This window comes from Streptosporangium sp. NPDC000563 (assembly GCF_040299985.1).
GTDB lineage: Bacteria > Actinomycetota > Actinomycetes > Streptosporangiales > Streptosporangiaceae > Streptosporangium.
This window is the reverse complement of record NZ_JBEPDA010000014.1, coordinates 116735-132355: the sequence shown is the minus strand read 5'-3', so window position 1 is coordinate 132355 and position 15621 is coordinate 116735. Positions and strand designations below refer to the sequence as shown.

At 72.1% G+C, this 15621-nt stretch carries 14 protein-coding genes; 13 read left to right on the top strand and 1 reads right to left on the bottom strand.

Going from position 1 to position 15621, the window contains the following annotated elements; translation table 11 throughout:
• Positions 1 to 227: 227 nt before the first annotated feature.
• Both ABT352_RS27175 and ABT352_RS27170 read left to right on the top strand, forming a co-directional pair.
• Positions 228 to 1181 carry a heme o synthase gene (locus ABT352_RS27175; protein WP_350947761.1) on the top strand — a complete coding sequence of 318 codons (954 nt, stop codon included), beginning with the start codon at positions 228 to 230 and terminating at the stop codon, positions 1179 to 1181.
• 346 nt (positions 1182 to 1527) lie between these two features.
• A complete protein-coding gene (locus ABT352_RS27170) occupies positions 1528 to 2790 on the top strand; it encodes a PrsW family intramembrane metalloprotease (RefSeq protein ID WP_350947760.1) in 1263 nt (420 codons plus the stop codon).
• A 249-nt stretch (positions 2791 to 3039) separates the two neighbouring features.
• Here ABT352_RS27170 and ABT352_RS27165 read toward each other — a convergent pair whose 3' ends face one another.
• Positions 3040 to 4044, bottom strand: coding sequence for a COX15/CtaA family protein (locus tag ABT352_RS27165; RefSeq protein WP_350947759.1), 1005 nt, complete (start codon positions 4042 to 4044; stop codon positions 3040 to 3042).
• Positions 4045 to 4276: 232 nt separating this feature from the next.
• On the opposite strand from ABT352_RS27165, the gene ABT352_RS27160 reads away from it, so the two are divergent.
• The 11 genes from ABT352_RS27160 to ABT352_RS27110 all read left to right on the top strand — a co-directional run bounded on the left by ABT352_RS27160 (position 4277) and on the right by ABT352_RS27110 (position 15567).
• Complete coding sequence (locus ABT352_RS27160; RefSeq protein ID WP_350947758.1) at positions 4277 to 5521, top strand: NAD(P)/FAD-dependent oxidoreductase; 1245 nt, start codon at positions 4277 to 4279, stop codon at positions 5519 to 5521.
• 106 nt (positions 5522 to 5627) lie between these two features.
• A complete protein-coding gene (locus tag ABT352_RS27155; protein ID WP_350947757.1) occupies positions 5628 to 6107 on the top strand; it encodes a (2Fe-2S)-binding protein in 480 nt (159 codons plus the stop codon).
• A gap of 7 nt (positions 6108 to 6114) precedes the next feature.
• A complete protein-coding gene (locus ABT352_RS27150; RefSeq protein ID WP_350947756.1) occupies positions 6115 to 7629 on the top strand; it encodes an FAD/NAD(P)-dependent oxidoreductase in 1515 nt (504 codons plus the stop codon).
• Positions 7626 to 8519, top strand: coding sequence for a dihydrodipicolinate synthase family protein (locus ABT352_RS27145; protein ID WP_350947755.1), 894 nt, complete (start codon positions 7626 to 7628; stop codon positions 8517 to 8519). Before ABT352_RS27150 ends, ABT352_RS27145 begins: the two co-directional genes overlap by 4 nt.
• A 130-nt stretch (positions 8520 to 8649) precedes the next feature.
• The gene (locus ABT352_RS27140) at positions 8650 to 9651 is read left to right on the top strand and encodes a proline racemase family protein (RefSeq protein WP_350947754.1); all 1002 of its coding nucleotides are present in this window, start codon (positions 8650 to 8652) and stop codon (positions 9649 to 9651) included.
• A gap of 377 nt (positions 9652 to 10028) precedes the next feature.
• Positions 10029 to 11201 carry a branched-chain amino acid ABC transporter substrate-binding protein gene (locus ABT352_RS27135; RefSeq protein ID WP_350947753.1) on the top strand — a complete coding sequence of 391 codons (1173 nt, stop codon included), beginning with the start codon at positions 10029 to 10031 and terminating at the stop codon, positions 11199 to 11201.
• Positions 11198 to 12091 (top strand): branched-chain amino acid ABC transporter permease, encoded by an 894-nt coding sequence (locus tag ABT352_RS27130; RefSeq protein ID WP_350947752.1) that lies wholly within the window; start codon positions 11198 to 11200, stop codon positions 12089 to 12091. The genes ABT352_RS27135 and ABT352_RS27130 overlap by 4 nt, the downstream gene beginning before the upstream one ends.
• A complete protein-coding gene (locus ABT352_RS27125) occupies positions 12088 to 13122 on the top strand; it encodes a branched-chain amino acid ABC transporter permease (protein WP_350947751.1) in 1035 nt (344 codons plus the stop codon). The genes ABT352_RS27130 and ABT352_RS27125 overlap by 4 nt, the downstream gene beginning before the upstream one ends.
• Positions 13119 to 14018 carry an ABC transporter ATP-binding protein gene (locus ABT352_RS27120; protein ID WP_350947750.1) on the top strand — a complete coding sequence of 300 codons (900 nt, stop codon included), beginning with the start codon at positions 13119 to 13121 and terminating at the stop codon, positions 14016 to 14018. The genes ABT352_RS27125 and ABT352_RS27120 overlap by 4 nt, the downstream gene beginning before the upstream one ends.
• A complete protein-coding gene (locus ABT352_RS27115; RefSeq protein WP_350947749.1) occupies positions 14011 to 14736 on the top strand; it encodes an ABC transporter ATP-binding protein in 726 nt (241 codons plus the stop codon). Before ABT352_RS27120 ends, ABT352_RS27115 begins: the two co-directional genes overlap by 8 nt.
• Before the next feature lie 138 nt (positions 14737 to 14874).
• The gene (locus ABT352_RS27110) at positions 14875 to 15567 is read left to right on the top strand and encodes a GntR family transcriptional regulator (protein ID WP_350947748.1); all 693 of its coding nucleotides are present in this window, start codon (positions 14875 to 14877) and stop codon (positions 15565 to 15567) included.
• Positions 15568 to 15621 lie beyond the last annotated feature (54 nt).

Genomic DNA, 15621 nt, shown 5'->3' with positions numbered 1-15621 from the left:
GTTCGACCTGGCTACCGGGGCGTAGGTCGGCCCGAGGCGGGTCCGGGGGTCGGCAGGCGGCGCGCCTCCCCCGCGGGGAGTCCCCTCGCGCCGCTTCCGCACCCCGTGCCGGGACCGGCCTCCCCTGCAACTACAGTGAGTCCTCAGGGCCGGCTGGTGCCCGCATTCACGGATCCGCTCTAATCAGAGGTTACGCGTTGACCCCGCACGTGCTGGAAGCACCTTAGATGGTGCTCACCGACAAGCAATCGACGGCCCCGCCCGAGGCGGGCACGGCCACCGAGGCCGCGCCGCGCTCCTTCGGCGACGTCGTGAAGGCCTACGTCGCCCTCACGAAGCCGCGGATCATCGAGCTGCTGCTGATCACGACGCTGCCGGTGATGTTCCTGGCCGCCAAGGGGCTGCCGCCGCTGTGGATCGCGGTCAACACCCTGGTGTTCGGCACCCTGTCGGCCGGCAGCGCGAACGCGCTGAACTGCTACATCGACCGCGACATCGACGCCGCCATGCGCCGCACCCGGCGCCGCCCGCTCGCCCGCGACCTGGTGCCGCCGACGAACGCGCTGATCTTCGGGCTCATCCTCGGCGTGGTGTCCACCGTTGGGCTCGGCCTGGCGGTGAACTGGCTCGCCGCCGGCCTGTCGCTGGCCGCGAACCTGTTCTACGTGCTCGTCTACTCGATGATCCTCAAGCGCCGGACCTCGCAGAACGTGGTGTGGGGAGGCCTCGCCGGCTGCATGCCCGTGCTGATCGGCTGGGCGGGTGTCACCGGCCGCCTCGACTGGGCCCCCGTGGTGCTCTTCGGCGTGGTGTTCTTCTGGACGCCGCCGCACACCTGGACCCTCGCGATGCGCTACCGGGAGGACTACGCGGCGGCGAAGGTGCCCATGCTCCCCGTGGTCGCCACCGAGCGCCGCGTGGTGCTGGAGAGCATCGTCTACACCTGGGCCACGGTGTTGTGCTCGCTGCTGCTGTGGCCGGTGGCCGGGACCACCCTTCTCTACCCCGCGGTGGCCGTCGTCCTCGGCGCCGCCTGCCTGTGGGAGGTCCACCGCCTCCTGGCCCGGGTCAACGCGGGCAAGACCGGTGTCGACCTGCGCCCGATGCGCTTCTTCCACTGGTCCAACGCCTATCTGGCGCTGCTCTTCCTGGCCGTCGCCATCGACTCGATGCTCGTCTGAGACCCGGATCGTCTCGCGCGGTCTCCTCGGACGGTGCCCGTTTCCGTGCCCCGGCGACGGGGGAGACGTCTCCCGGGGGAAGATGTTCTCTTGACCGGCCTGGGGTGGGCCTGACCGTGGGGAGGGTGTTTCGTGGTCTTCGGTAAATCCCGGGAGCCTGATTCCGGTTCCGGCCGCGAGCGCGGCTCATCGCCCGGCACGGTCCACGGATTCGAGGTTCCCGTCCGGCCTCGTCCGTTTCTTGGCGGGGGGCGGCCGAGGGGTGGCGGGGCGAGGTGTGGCAACCTTCGGCCGATAATCTCCCGATTCGAGTCGTGGGGTGGACACCAAGGGTTACGGTGGCCACATGGCCGGCCGTGACCCCCGCTGGGTGCTCAGGGACCGTCCGTCGGTCGGACTGATCGTCGGGCTCGTCCTCACCGGGGTGTGCGCCCTGGTGTCGTTCTCCTTCGACGTGCTGAACGGCGATCCGGTCTACTTCTTCATCGCCCTGTGCCTCGCGCTGGCGCCCGTCCCGGTGCTGCTGGCCGCGGTGCTGGCGCTCGACCGCATCGAGCCCGAGCCGCGCGGCAACCTGATCTTCGCGTTCGCCTGGGGCGCGGGGGTCGCGGTCCTGGTCGCCGGAGTGATCAACTCCTTCAACCTCGTCTACATCGAGAACACCGTCCAGCTGGGCTACGACTACGCGCGCAACATCGCCGCCACCTTCGGCGCGCCCGTGGTCGAGGAGACGATGAAGGGCCTGGTCCTGCTGGGCCTGCTCAGGTTCAGGCGCGCCGAGCTGGACGGGCCCACCGACGGCATCATCTACGCCAGCATGGTCGGCCTCGGCTTCGCCATGAGCGAGAACGTCAGCTACTACGTGGCCGCGCTCAACGAGCTGGGCGCACAGGGCCTGGCGGTGACCGTGGTGCTGCGCGGCGTCCTCTCGCCGTTCGCCCACCCGCTGTTCACCTCCATGATCGGTGTCGCGGTGGCCTACGCGGCGCAGCGCCGGGGGCCCGGGCGGCTCTTCGTCATCGCGGCCGGGTGGGTCGGCGCGATGCTGCTGCACGGCATCTGGAACGGCTTCGTCTCCTACGCCGGCCTCGGCGGCCTGGCCGTCGCCTACCTGCTGCTGATGGTCGTGCTGTTCGTGCTGATCTGGATCATCTTCCGCGACCGCAAGCGCATCATCGGGCTCATCCAGACCTACCTGCCCGCCTACTGGGCGACGGGGCTGGTGTCCGCGGGCGACGTGGTGATGCTCTCCTCCCTGCAGGGGCGCCGCCACGCCCGGCAGTGGGCCAAGCAGCACGGGGGCAGGACGGCTCTGCGGGCGATGAGCGACTACCAGCTCGCGGCCACCGAGCTCGGTCTGCTCCACGAGCGGGCCAGGGGCCACGTGATCGACGAGCCCACCTTCAACGAGGAGCAGCGGGCGCTGCTGGAGTGCATGGCCGGTGCCCGCGCCCAGTTTTCCGGGCCGCCCGTCACGGGGAACGCTCCGGCCGGCCACGCCTCCGGCCCGTCCTACCCGCAGGACGGCCCTCCTCATCCGCAGGGTGGCCTCCCCGGTCATCCTCAGGGGGGTCCCGGTCGCCCGCCGCCGGGCGGGCCGTTCCACTAGTTCCACCGGGCTGGTTCCACCGGGCGTGTTCGCACCCGCGACATCCGTCCTGTCGTCGCGGGTCGGTGGCCGCGTCCGATCCGGTGTGGAGGATCACCTTTCCCGCACCGGATCGGAGCGCGGGGCCGGGCCTCGGACCGGCTCGGACGCGGGCGCGCGTCACGGTCGGCTCATGCGCGGGGAGATGGGGGACGCGGCCCTCGTCCGCGGGGGCGCGTCACGTCCGCGTCACGTCCGCGTCACAGGGCCTCAGACGCGGACGGCGTCGAGCTCGCCGGTGACCGCCTCCGAGGCGTCCCGCGGCCCGGGTGAGCCGGTCGCGAAGACCACCCGCAGCGTGCAGACCCAGACCAGGGTCGCGCCGAGCACGTGCAGGTTGACCAGGGCCGCGGGCACGCCCAGGAAGTACTGGACGTATCCGATGACGCCCTGCGCGGCCTCCACGCCCAGCAGCGTCCACGCGGCCCGCCGGGCGTACCCGGGCGCGTCGGTGATGTGCAGCGCGAACGCCAGCGCGAAGGTGAGGCCGATCACCACGTAGGCGACGTCGGCGTGGATCCTCGCCACGGTCTCGATGTCGAAGCCGAACCTGGAGGCCATCTCGTCGCCCGAGTGCGGCCCGGTGCCGGTCACCACCACGCCCACCACAAGCAGGGTGAACACGGCGGCGACGAGCCCGAAGACGAGCGTGCGGACATGGCGGTGGATCCGCTGCCGGGGTGGGGAGCCGTCGCCCGGGCTCTCGCTGCGGCCGGTGCGGGCGTACAGCGCGTACGCCGCGGCGATCATGCCGACGGAGGCGAGGAAGTGCACGCTCACGGTGACCGGGTTGAGCGCGCTGCGCACGACCAGGCCGCCCCAGAGTCCCTGGAAGGCCACGCCGATCGGCTGCAGCCAGGCCAGCCTCACCAGGTCGGGGCGGCGGGCCGGTAGCCGCAGGGCGGCGATCAGGCAGGCCACGCCGACCGCGAGCACCAGGAAGGTGAGCAGCCGGTTGCCGAACTCGATCGCCATGTTCAGCGGTGAGATCTCGTCGTGGGCCACCGGGATGAAGCTCTCCGGCGTGCACCGTGGCCAGGTGGGACAGCCCAGGCCGGATCCGCTGACCCGCACCGCGGCGCCCGTCACCGTGATCCCGACGTTGACGACGACCGCCGCCAGCGCCCAGCGGCGCAGGGTGAGGAAGGTCGGCGGCCCCACGATTCGCGCCGATCCGGCGGCATACCGGCGAGCCTGGTCAAGGAGGTGGTTCACGGCTCACATGCTAGGCGGCGAGGGGGGTGGTCCCACCGTGGCCCCCGGCGGACCCCGGGTGGCGGCCACCGGGCGCGAGGCGCGTACCACGGGACGGCGTGCCGTACGCCCCTGAGGGTAGAGGTGGGCTTGAGCCGAAGTTTTGCGCGTGATGTCCGTTTAGGTGTATTGATCCGTTTAAAGGTATGTGACATAGTACTGACGGGCCCGAGGTGCGGGAACGAGGTGAGAGATGCCGGACGTCGTGGTCGTCGGTGCCGGGGTCGTGGGGGCCGCCTGCGCCTACTACGCCGCCCGCGCGGGCCTGGACGTCGTGGTCGTCGACCGGGGGGCGGTGGCGGGCGGTACGACCGGTGCGGGCGAGGGCAACATCCTGGTCTCCGACAAGGAGCCGGGACCCGAACTCGACCTGGCACTGCTCTCCAACCGGCTCTGGCGTGACCTGGCGGGGGCCGCGCCAGAGGGCGGGGCCCGAAACGGCGCGTCGGGGGACGAGCGCGTCGACGCCGGACCGGGCGGTGCGGGAGCGGGCGTCGTGGACCGGCCCGTCACGGGCGGCGGGTTCGAGTTCGAGGCCAAGGGCGGCCTGGTGGTGGCCGAGACGGACGAGATCCTGGCGGCGCTCACCGACCTGGCCGGAAAACAGGGGGTCGAGCACGTCGCCGTCGCCGCGGGGGAACTCGGCGACTACGAGCCCCACCTGGCGAAAGGGCTCGCCGGTGGCGTGTTCTACCCGCAGGACGCCCAGGTCCAGCCCATGCTGGCGGCGGCCTCCCTCATCCGGAGAGGCGCGGAACGGTTCGGCCGCGGCGCCCTGATGCTGCGCACAGGCGTCACGGTGACGGGCTTCGTCACGGGCGGCGACCGGATCGCCGGGGTCACCACCGACCACGGTGACATCCTCGCCGGAGCCGTCGTCAACGCCGCGGGCACCTGGGGCGGCGAACTCGCCGCGCTCGCCGGCGCGCACGTCCCGATCCTGCCCAGGCGCGGCTTCGTCCTGGTCACCGAGCCGCTCGCCGGGCCGTTGATCAGGCACAAGGTCTACACCGCCGCCTACGTCACCGCGGTGGCCAGCGACTCGGAGGGGCTCCAGACGTCCGCCGTCGTGGAGAGCACCCCGGCGGGGCCCGTGCTCATCGGCGCCAGCCGCGAGCGGGTCGGCTTCGACCGCACGATGTCGGTCCCGGTGCTCGAACGTCTCGCCCGTCAGGCCGTGGAGCTGTTCCCCGCCCTGGCGGCATACCGGGTGATCCGCGCCTACTGCGGTTTCCGCCCCTACTGCCCGGACCATCTCCCGGTGATCGGGGAGGATCCCCGAGTTCGGGGGCTCTACCACGCCTGCGGTCACGAGGGGGCGGGCATCGGCCTGGCCCCGGCCACCGGCCACCTGATCGCCCAGCTCCTGATCGGCCTCGGCCCCGACCTGGACCTCACCCCCTTCCGCCCCGACCGCTTCACCCGGGAGGCGTCTTGACCTGCTCCCCGAGCCTGGACCGGAACCCGAGCCGAGGTCCGGAGCCGGAGCGGAGCCCGAACCCGAACCGGAGCCACCACCGGGATCCCTCCCACGGAGGTGCCCGATGAGGGATCCGTACCGTCTGGTGGGGGCGCGGCCCGAGCCGGAGTTCGAGATCAGCGTGGACGGGGTTCCCGTCCCGGTGATCCCCGGCCAGAGCCTCGGCGCCGCCATGCACGGCGCGGGCATCCGCTCCTGGCGCACCACCAGGTTCGCCGGGCGAGCGCGCGGGCTGTTCTGCGGCATCGGGGTCTGTTTCGACTGCCTGGTCACGGTGAACGGAACCCCCTCCCTGCGCGCCTGCCTGACCGAGGCGCTCCCGGGAGACCGGGTGACCACCGGCGGTCCTCCATCGCCGTCCCAGGGCGCGCAGGAGGCCCCGCGAGACCCCGGGCAAGAAGCCGGAGCCGGACCGGGGGAGCGGGCGTACACTCCGGATGCGGACGTCTCCCATGATTCCGGCACCTCCGGCACAGAGGAGGACGTCCCGGGCGCGCACCCTCCTCGTGCTCCCGGCGTCTCCGACACGCGGAGGGAGGGATGAGCGGCCGATGACGCGGATTCACGATCTCGCCGTGATCGGTGCCGGTCCCGCCGGGGTCGCGGGCGCGCTCACCGCGGCCCTCTCAGGGCTGGACGTCGTACTGGTCGACGGGGCCGCCAGGCCGGGCGGCCAGTACTTCCGGCACCCCGCCGAGGGCTTCCGCGCCGAGCGGCCCGGCGCGCTGCACCGCGGGCTCGACAGGTTCACCCGCCAGTGGGAGACGCTTCGCGAGCGCGCCGAGGTGCTCCTGCGCCACCGGGTCTGGGCGGTCGAGCGCGCGGACGGCGCGATCACCGTACGGTGCCTGGAGGGAGACCGCGAGGAGCGGCCCCGCACGGTGACCGCGCGAGGGTTGCTGATCGCCACCGGCGCGTACGACCGGCCGCTGCCGTTCCCCGGCTGGGACCTGCCGGGGGTGCTCACCGCGGGCGGCGCGCAGGCACTGCTCAAGGGCGACCTGGTCGGTGCGGGAAGCAGGGTCGTGGTCGCCGGTACCGGCCCGTTCCTGTTGCCCGTCGCCGCGGGCCTGGCGGACGCCGGGGCGCGGGTGCTCGGCGTCCACGAGGCGAACGGCGGGTTCGGGCTCGCCAGGCACCCGCTGCTCGCCGCGGGCCGGGTGGGGGAGGCCCTCGGGTACGGGGCGCGCCTGGCCCGCCACCGGATCCCGTACCGCCGCCGCGAGGCGGTGGTCGCCGCGCACGGCGACACCGCGCTGACCCACGTCACGGTGGCGAGCCTGGACGGCGACTGGCGGCCGACGGCGACGAGGACCGTCGAGTGCGACACCCTCGCCTGCGGCTACGGATTCGTCCCCCAGCTCGACCTGCCGGTCCAGCTGGACTGCGCCACCCGCCGCGACCCCGACGGCAGCCCGGTCGTCGCGGTGGACGCGGGCATGCGCACCAGCGTGCCCGGCGTCTACGCGGCGGGGGAGTCCACCGGTGTCGGCGGGGCCGTGCTCGCCGAGGTGGAGGGACGCGTCGCGGGCCGGTCCGCCGCCGCCGACCTGGGCCGCCCGGTTCCTCCGGATCCGGCCCTGACCCGGCGCGCGGCCAGGCTCTCCGCCTTCGCGCACGCCCTGCAGGAGGCCTACCCGGTACGGGCCGGCTGGCAGGACTGGCTCCGCGACGACACCCTCGTGTGCCGCTGCGAGGAGGTGCCCCTGTCGGCCGTACGCCGGGCACAGGCCATGGGGGCCGCCGACGCGCGCTCCGTCAAGCTTCTCGCGCGCCCGGGGATGGGGTGGTGCCAGGGCAGGATGTGCGGCTACGCGGTCGCGTGCCTCGCCGGGGAGGACCCCGCGCCGCCCCGGCGCCCGATCGCCCAGCCCGTCAGGCTCGGCGACCTCGCCGCGGCGACGTCCGCCTCCCCCGGCCGAGGGGAGGCCCTGCCGGCTCCGGAGGAGGCGGAGAGCTTGGCGGAGACGGGCGCACCGGAGGTTCTCCCGCGTCCGGCACATGCGGAACCTCCGCCGGCCCCGGCGGCGGATCGGCCCGAACCCCCTCGGAAGGACGAACGATGACGACCCCCGCGAAGCCCTGGCACGGTGTGACGGTGGCCACCGCGCTGCCCCTGGGCGAGGACCTCTCCGTCGATCTGGACGGCTACGCCGAGCACTGCCGGTGGCTGGTCGCCTCCGGGTGCGACGGCGTCGTGCCGAACGGATCGCTGGGCGAGTACCAGACGCTCACCTCCCGGGAGCGGGCGTCGGTCGTGGAGACCGCGGTCGCCGCCGTGGGCGGCGACCGCGTCATGCCGGGTGTCGCGGCCTACGGCGCCCTGGAGGCCCGCCGCTGGGCCGAGCAGGCGGGTGAGGCCGGGTGCCGCGCGGTGATGCTGCTCCCGCCGAACGCCTACCGCGCCGACGACAGGACCGTGGTGGAGCACTACCGCGAGGTGGCCGCGGCCGGTCTGCCGGTGGTGGCCTACAACAACCCCTTCGACACCAGGGTGGACCTCACCCCCCGGTTGCTGGCCACCCTGCACGCCGAGGGCCTGATCGTCGGGGTGAAGGAGTTCAGTGGTGACGTCCGGCGGATCTACGAGATCGCCGAGCTCGCCCCCGGGCTGGACGTGCTGGCCGGGGCCGACGACGTACTGCTGGAGCTGGTCACCGCCGGGGCGGTCGGCTGGGTGGCCGGATTCCCCAACGCGCTGCCCGAGTCGACCGTCGCCCTGTACCGGGCGGCGGCCGCGGGGGACACGGCCACCGCGCTTCCGCTCTACCGCGCGCTGCACCCGCTGCTTCGCTGGGACTCCAGACCGGTGTTCGTCCAGGCGATCAAGCTCTCCATGGACCTGGCCGGCCGCCGCGGTGGCCCGTGCCGCCCGCCCAGGCTCGCCCTGGTGCCCGAACAGGAGGCCGCCGTACGCGCCGCGACGGAGAAGGCCCTCGCCGAGGGACTGCGTTAGTGGGCCGTCCCCGAACGTCGCCCCGGTATCGCCGCCCGGTGACCGGCTCCCGCCGGATCTGCCCTCCCCCGGCAAGGTCGTGTGACGGTCCGGTGGGGCGCCCCCACATCCCTTCCCGTGAGGAGCGTCGATGAGAACGAAGAGGATCTTCCACGCGGTGGACTCCCACACCGAGGGCATGCCCACCCGAGTGATCACCGGGGGAGTGGGGGTCATCCCCGGCTCGACCATGGCCGAGCGGCGCGAGCACTTCCTCGCCGAGATGGACCACGTCCGCACCCTGCTCATGTACGAGCCGCGCGGTCACTCGGCGATGAGCGGGGCCATCCTGCAACCGCCCACCCGGCCGGACGCCGACTTCGGCGTGCTCTACATCGAGGTCTCCGGTTGCCTGCCCATGTGCGGGCACGGCACCATCGGCGTCGCCACCGTCCTGGTCGAGACCGGGATGGTCGAGGTCGCCGAGCCGGTCACCGTCATCCGGCTGGACACCCCGGCGGGGCTGGTCGTCGCCGAGGTCAGGGTCGAGGATGGCGCCGCCACGGAGGTGACCATCACCAACGTGCCCTCCTTCAGCGCCGGGCTGGACCGCGCGGTCAAGGTGCCCGGCCTCGGGGAGGTCGTCTACGACCTGGCCTACGGCGGCAACTACTACGCGATCCTGCCCATCGAGTCGGTGGGCCTGCCGTTCGACCGCGCACACAGGCAGCGGATCCTCGACGCGGGCCTGGCGATCATGGAGGCGATCAACGAGCGGGACGAGCCCGTCCATCCGCTGGACCCCGGCATCCGCGGCTGCCACCACGTGCAGTTCGTCGCGCCAGGTTCCGACGCCGGGCACTCGCGGCACGCGATGGCGATCCACCCCGGCTGGTTCGACCGCTCGCCGTGCGGCACCGGTACCAGCGCCCGGATGGCCCAGCTGCACGCCAGGGGCGAGCTTCCTCTGGAGACCGGCTTCGTGAACGAGTCGTTCATCGGCACCCGCTTCGTCGGGCGGCTCGTGGCCCGGACGGAGGTGGGGGGCCTGCCCGCGGTGGTTCCCACGATCACCGGGCGTGCGTGGGTCACCGGCACCGCCCAGTACTTCCTCGACCCCCGCGACCCGTTCCCCGGAGGTTTCCTCCTCTGACGACTTCGACCCGGGCAGGGATCCGGTTCGCCGTCCGACGGTGGGAATGCCGGCGAACGCCTCCCGGGGGGATCCGGACCACCGCCTGACCGGCCGCAGTGTCTTCGCCCGGATCCGCCGATCCCGCCGGTCGGAGGCCACTTCGCGCGAGGAGCCCACGATCGGCGTCCCGAGAGCACCGGGTTTCACCGAGAGGGGGCACAGGACCGATCCATGCCATCTGAACTGCGAATACGTCTCCGCTTCCGATGCTCCCCGCGCCGGGTCCCGCATCGCGGGGAAACGGCGTCCCAACGTTAACGGTCTTGTTTCGGCCCTTGACGTGTCCCTGCATTACACATGCAATATCACACATCACTAGATGTGAGGAGCCGCACATGCGTGCCACCCCCCTGAAGTGCTTCACGTCGCTGGCCGTCCTCGGTCTCCTGGTCACCGGATGCGGCCAGGGGCTGCTCGGTGACGGAGGCGCGGGTCAGGCGACCGCGGAGAAGGACGAGCCGATCGTCCTCGGCATGCTGATCCCGCAGTCGGGCAGCGAGGCCGCGATCGGCCCCTACATGAGCAACGCGGCGCAGCTCGCGATCGACGAGATCAACGCCAAGGGCGGTGTGCTCGGCCGACGGCTGGAGCTGAAGACCGCCGACGACGCCTGCGACGCCCAGTCCGCGGCGGCGGGCGCGAACAAGCTGGTCACCGAGGGGATCGACGTCTCGGTGGGCGGCTACTGCTCCGGTGCGACGCTCCCCACCCTGCCGATCTTCGGCAAGGCGGGGATCCCGATGATCATCCCGGCCGCCAACTCCCAGGAGCTGGTCGACCAGAAGCTCAAGCACGTCTTCCTGATCAACGGCACGGGCTCCCAGCAGGCCGCGGCCGCGGAGAAGTGGATCACCAAGCAGGGTTCCAAGAGCGTCGCGCTCATGCACGACAACACCAGTTACTCCAAGGACATCGCGCTGCGCACCCAGGCACTCCTGGAGGCCCCCGGCGGAGCCGAGGCCGTGATCACCGAGGCGGTCACCCCGAAGGAGAGCGACTACAGCGCCAACATCACCAACGTGCTGGCCAAGAAGCCCGACTTCGTCTACTGGACCGGCTACTTCCAGGAGGGCGGCCTGATCGCGCGTCAGCTCCGGCAGGCCGGATACGAGGACTCCATCATGGTGGGCGACGGCTCGGTCTCCCCCAAGCTGGTCGAGATCGCCGGAGACGAGGCCGCCGAGGGCCTGTACGCGACGATGACCCAGACGCCCGACACCCTCCAGGGCGCCGAGGGCTGGATCGAGGCGTACCAGAAGAAGTACTCCTCCGAGCCGGGCCCGTACTCCAACCAGGCCTACGACGCGGTGCGGCTCGCCGCCGAGGCGGTCACCAAGGCGGGCGCCACCGACGGCGACAAGGTCATCGCGGCGCTTGAGGCGATCGACGGCTTCTCGATGTTCTCCGGGCCGCTGAAGTTCACCCCCGAGCACACCCTGGCGAACGGCGGCTTCCAGATCCTCGTCGTCAAGGACGACAAGTTCGCCCTGCAGGACGCCCTTAAATGACGCAGCTCGTCTGGAACGGGCTGTTCGTCGGCTCGTTCTACGCCCTGGTCGCCCTGGGGTACAGCATGGTCTACGGGATCATCAAGCTGCTCAACTTCGCCCACGGCGACCTGTACATGCTCGGCGCGTTCGCCGGTTTCGCCATCCTCGGCGCGGTCGGCGGCGTGTCCTCCTCGATGGCACTGCCGCTGCTGCTCGCGGTGCTCCTGGCGACCATGGTCGCCACCGGCCTGGCCGGGGTGGCCCTGGAGCGGATCGCCTACCGCCCGCTCCGCCGCGCCCCGAGGCTGTCCCTGTTGATCACCGCGGTCGGGGCCTCCTTCGCGCTGGAGTACGGGATGCGCGCGGTGGCCGGGGCCGACCCGCGGGTCTACCCGGTGCGGCTGGGCGGCACCTCGCTGGAGATCCTCGGGGCCCGGCTCACCGTGCAGCAGATCGTCCTGATCGGCGTGGCGGTGCTCCTCATGGCCGGGCTCAACCTGCTGGTCACCCGCACCCGCGAGGGCAGGGCGATGCGGGCCATCGCGCTGGACCCGCGCACCAGCGCGCTGATGGGCATCGACGTCAACGCGGTGATCTCCCGCACCTTCTTCATCGGCTCGGCGCTCGCGGGGGCCGCGGGCGTGATGGCCGGTGCCTACTACGGCAAGATCGATTTCATGATGGGCTTCCTGATCGGGCTCAAGGCCTTCACGGCGGCCGTCATCGGGGGCATCGGCAACATCCCGGGCACGATGCTCGGCGGTCTGCTGCTCGGCCTGCTGGAGTCGTTCGGCACGTTCTGGCTGGGTGGTGAGTGGCGTGACGTGTTCGCCTTCGGGGTGCTGATCCTGTTCCTGACGGTGCGGCCCACCGGCCTGCTCGGCGAGCGCGTCACGGAGCGCGTATGAACGGGACCACCGGTCCCACCGGACCTGCTGAACCCACCGGGCCTGCTGGGACTGCCGGGCCCGCGGGAGCCACGACGACCAAGGTCCGCCGCCTCGGCACCGACTCACCGCCCAGCAGGGCGTCGAAGCTGATGCAGAACCGGTGGGCCGGGCTCGCCGGGCTGCTGATCGCGCTGCTGGCGCCCTTCGTCAACGCCACGCCGTACGCGCTGTCGGTCATGACCAGCGCGGCCATCGCCGTGATGCTCGCCGCCGGGCTGAACATCGTGGTCGGCTACTGCGGCCTGCTCGACCTGGGGTACGTCGCCTTCTTCGCGGTCGGCGCCTACACCAGCGGCGTGCTGGCCACCCGCTTCGACCTGCCACTGCCGGCCACGATCCCCGCGGTGCTCGTGGCCACGGTCATCGCGGGGATCGTGATCGGCGCCCCCACCCTGCGCCTGCGCAGCGACTATCTGGCCATCGTCACCCTCGGCTTCGGTGAGATCATCCGGATCACCGCCAACAACCTGGACGTCACCGGTGGCCCCTCGGGGATCTACGGCATCCCGCATCTGGTCGAGAGCCCGGTGCTCTTCTACTACCTCACCGTGGTCGTCGTCTCGCTCGCCGTCCTCGGCGCGGCGCGGCTGGGCCGCTCCCGCCTGGGCAGGGCCTGGCGTTTCGTCCGGGAGGACGAGGACGCCGCCGAGGCGATGGGCGTGCACACCTACCGGGTCAAGCTCGCCGCCTACATCGCGGGCGCGGTCTGGGGCGGCATGGCCGGGGTGCTGTTCGCCGCGCAGCTGTCGGCCGTCTCACCGGGCAGCTTCACCTTCCTGTCGTCGGCGCTGGTGCTCATGGCCGTGGTCCTGGGCGGCATGGGATCGACGCCCGGCGTCGTCGTCGGGGCCGTGGTGATCAGCATCCTGCCGGAGATCCTGCGCGACCTCGCCGACTACCGGTTCTTCCTGTTCGGCGTGCTGCTCATCGCCTTCATGATCCTGCGGCCGCAGGGGATCTGGCCGGCCCGTTCCAAGGAGGTCCCGTGAGCCTGCTGAGCGTGACCGACCTGCGCCTGACCTTCGGCGGGCTGGTGGCGATCGACGGCCTGTCGTTCTCGGTGCGCGAGGCGGAGATCGTCTCCGTGATCGGGCCCAACGGGGCGGGCAAGACGTCGGCGTTCAACTGCGTCACCGGCTTCTACCGGCCGACCTCGGGCCGGATCACCCTGCGCGGCAGGGACCTGCCGGGGCTGCGGCCCTCGGCGATCGCGGGTCTGGGCGTCGCGCGGACCTTCCAGAACCTGCGGCTGTTCGGCGAGCTGTCGGTCCTGGACAACGTACGCGCGGGATCGCACCTGTGGCTGCGTCAGAGCGTCCTGGACGCCCTGCTGCACACCCCGCGCTACCGGCGCTCCGAGCGCGAGTGTACCGAGCAGGCCCATCACTGGCTGGACTTCGTCGGCCTGCGCGGCGACAGGTACGGACAGGCGAGGAACCTTCCCTACGGGGAGCAGCGCCGCACCGAGATCGCCCGTGCCCTCGCCCGGCGCCCCGACCTGCTGCTGCTCGACGAGCCCGCGGCCGGGCTCAACCACGGCGAGAAGGCCGAGATGCTCGACCTGATCCGGCGCATCCAGGCGCTGGGGGTGGCGATCGTGCTCATCGAACACGACATGGGCCTGGTCATGGAGGTCTCGGAACGCGTGGTCGTGCTCAACTTCGGCAGGGAGATCGCCGACGGCCGTCCCGAGGACGTCCGGCGAGATCCGGCCGTCATCGAGGCATACCTCGGTGGCGACACCTCCGCGAACGACGGGACCGGCGAAGCCACGACCATGGAGAAGGACGGCGCGGTCGAAGAGGGCACGGACAAGGACAGCGCGAAGGACAACGAGAAGGACAGCGCGACGGGTGACGCGGCCGGGGGAGGCGCCGATGCTTGACATCGACGGGCTGGACGTCCACTACGGCGGCGTACACGCCCTGCGCGGACTGTCCCTCGGCGTCGCCGAAGGCGAGATCGTCGCGCTGCTGGGCAACAACGGCGCGGGCAAGACCACCACGCTCTGCGCGGTCTCGGGACTGCTGCGGCCCAGTGGCGGCAGGGTGCTCTTCGAAGGGAAGGAGATCACCGGGCGGAAACCGCACAGGATCACCGCGCGCGGCCTGGTGCACGTGCCGGAGGGCCGCAGGATCTTCAGCACGCTCAGCGTCCACGAGAACCTCCAGCTGGGCGGCTACCTGGTCCGCGACCAGGCGGAGATCCGCGCGCGGATCGACCGCGTCTACGAACTGCTGCCGCGCCTGGCCGAGCGGCGCGCACAGCAGGGCGGCACGCTGTCGGGCGGTGAGCAGCAGATGCTCGCGATCGGCAGGGCGCTCGTCACGGGCCCTCGGCTGCTGCTGCTCGACGAGCCCTCCATGGGGCTGGCGCCCCTGGTGGTCGCCTCGATCATGGAGCTCATCGCGGGCGTCAACGCCCAGGGCACCTCGGTGCTGCTCGTCGAGCAGAACGCCGTCGCCGCCCTCGGGATCGCCCACCGCGGCTACGTGATCGAGAGCGGGAGGTGCGTCCTGGAAGGGCCCGCCGCCGAGCTGCGCCGGGACCCCCGGGTGGTCGAGGCATACCTCGGCGGAACCGGGGGGAGCGAACGCGGGTGACCGGCGGATCCGCCGTCGGCGCCGTACCCCGCGGATCGGCCCCCGGGTGTTCGGAGGCAGGCGGACGGCCTGGGAGGATGGGAGGGTGGCGGGTTCCGCCGATCAGGCGTGGACGTGAGCGACGCGAGAGGCTCCGGTATGGCTCCTAGGGCGGACGGCCGGCTCGACCTGCCGCTCGTGAGCGAGCGGCAGAGCCTGCGGGAGCAGGTGGCCCACGCGCTCAGGGCGGCCCTGATCACCGGCGAGATGAGGCCGGGCATGGTCTACTCGGCCCCGGTGCTCGCCGCCCAGTTCGGCGTCTCGGCGACCCCGGTGCGCGAGGCCATGCTCGACCTGGCCAAGGAGGGCCTGGTCGAGGCGGTACGCAACAAGGGCTTCCGGGTCACGGAGCTGTCCGACAGGGATCTGGACGAGCTGACCGAGATCCGCAGGCTCATCGAGGTGCCCACGGTGGTCCAACTGGCCGACGCCGGGCGCGCACCGAGCTTCGAGACACTGCGCCCGCTCGCCCAGGCGATCGTCGACGCCGCCGAGCGTGGCGACCTGCTCGCGTACGTCGACGCCGACATCCGCTTCCACCTGGACCTGCTCGCCCTGGCGGGCAACTCCCGCCTCGTGGAGGTGGTGCGCGACCTGCGCAACCGGGCCCGTCTGTACGGCCTGTCCTCCCTGCACCGGCAAGGTGCCCTCGCCGACTCCGCCCGAGAGCACCTCACGCTGCTCGCGCTGCTGTCGGAGGGGGACGCGAGCGGTGCCGAGCGGCTGATGCGCGACCACATCCGGCACGTCCGCGGCATCTGGGCGAGCCGGCCCGAGCAGCCCGAGAATTGACATCCTCTCCCTCGTGAACGTCGTGAACGCGGGGGTCCGCGGTCGCCCGTGAGG

What these genes read in the sequence shown, in the direction of transcription:
- ABT352_RS27110 (WP_350947748.1), top strand. Translation starts at nt 14,875, where the DNA reads ATGGCTCCTAGGGCGGACGGCCGGCTCGACCTGCCGCTCGTGAGCGAG.
- ABT352_RS27175 (WP_350947761.1), top strand. Translation starts at nt 228, where the DNA reads ATGGTGCTCACCGACAAGCAATCGACGGCCCCGCCCGAGGCGGGCACG.
- ABT352_RS27115 (WP_350947749.1), top strand. Translation starts at nt 14,011, where the DNA reads ATGCTTGACATCGACGGGCTGGACGTCCACTACGGCGGCGTACACGCC.
- ABT352_RS27125 (WP_350947751.1), top strand. Translation starts at nt 12,088, where the DNA reads ATGAACGGGACCACCGGTCCCACCGGACCTGCTGAACCCACCGGGCCT.
- ABT352_RS27155 (WP_350947757.1), top strand. Translation starts at nt 5,628, where the DNA reads ATGAGGGATCCGTACCGTCTGGTGGGGGCGCGGCCCGAGCCGGAGTTC.
- ABT352_RS27140 (WP_350947754.1), top strand. Translation starts at nt 8,650, where the DNA reads ATGAGAACGAAGAGGATCTTCCACGCGGTGGACTCCCACACCGAGGGC.
- ABT352_RS27150 (WP_350947756.1), top strand. Translation starts at nt 6,115, where the DNA reads ATGACGCGGATTCACGATCTCGCCGTGATCGGTGCCGGTCCCGCCGGG.
- ABT352_RS27135 (WP_350947753.1), top strand. Translation starts at nt 10,029, where the DNA reads ATGCGTGCCACCCCCCTGAAGTGCTTCACGTCGCTGGCCGTCCTCGGT.
- ABT352_RS27145 (WP_350947755.1), top strand. Translation starts at nt 7,626, where the DNA reads ATGACGACCCCCGCGAAGCCCTGGCACGGTGTGACGGTGGCCACCGCG.
- ABT352_RS27130 (WP_350947752.1), top strand. Translation starts at nt 11,198, where the DNA reads ATGACGCAGCTCGTCTGGAACGGGCTGTTCGTCGGCTCGTTCTACGCC.
- ABT352_RS27160 (WP_350947758.1), top strand. Translation starts at nt 4,277, where the DNA reads ATGCCGGACGTCGTGGTCGTCGGTGCCGGGGTCGTGGGGGCCGCCTGC.
- ABT352_RS27170 (WP_350947760.1), top strand. Translation starts at nt 1,528, where the DNA reads ATGGCCGGCCGTGACCCCCGCTGGGTGCTCAGGGACCGTCCGTCGGTC.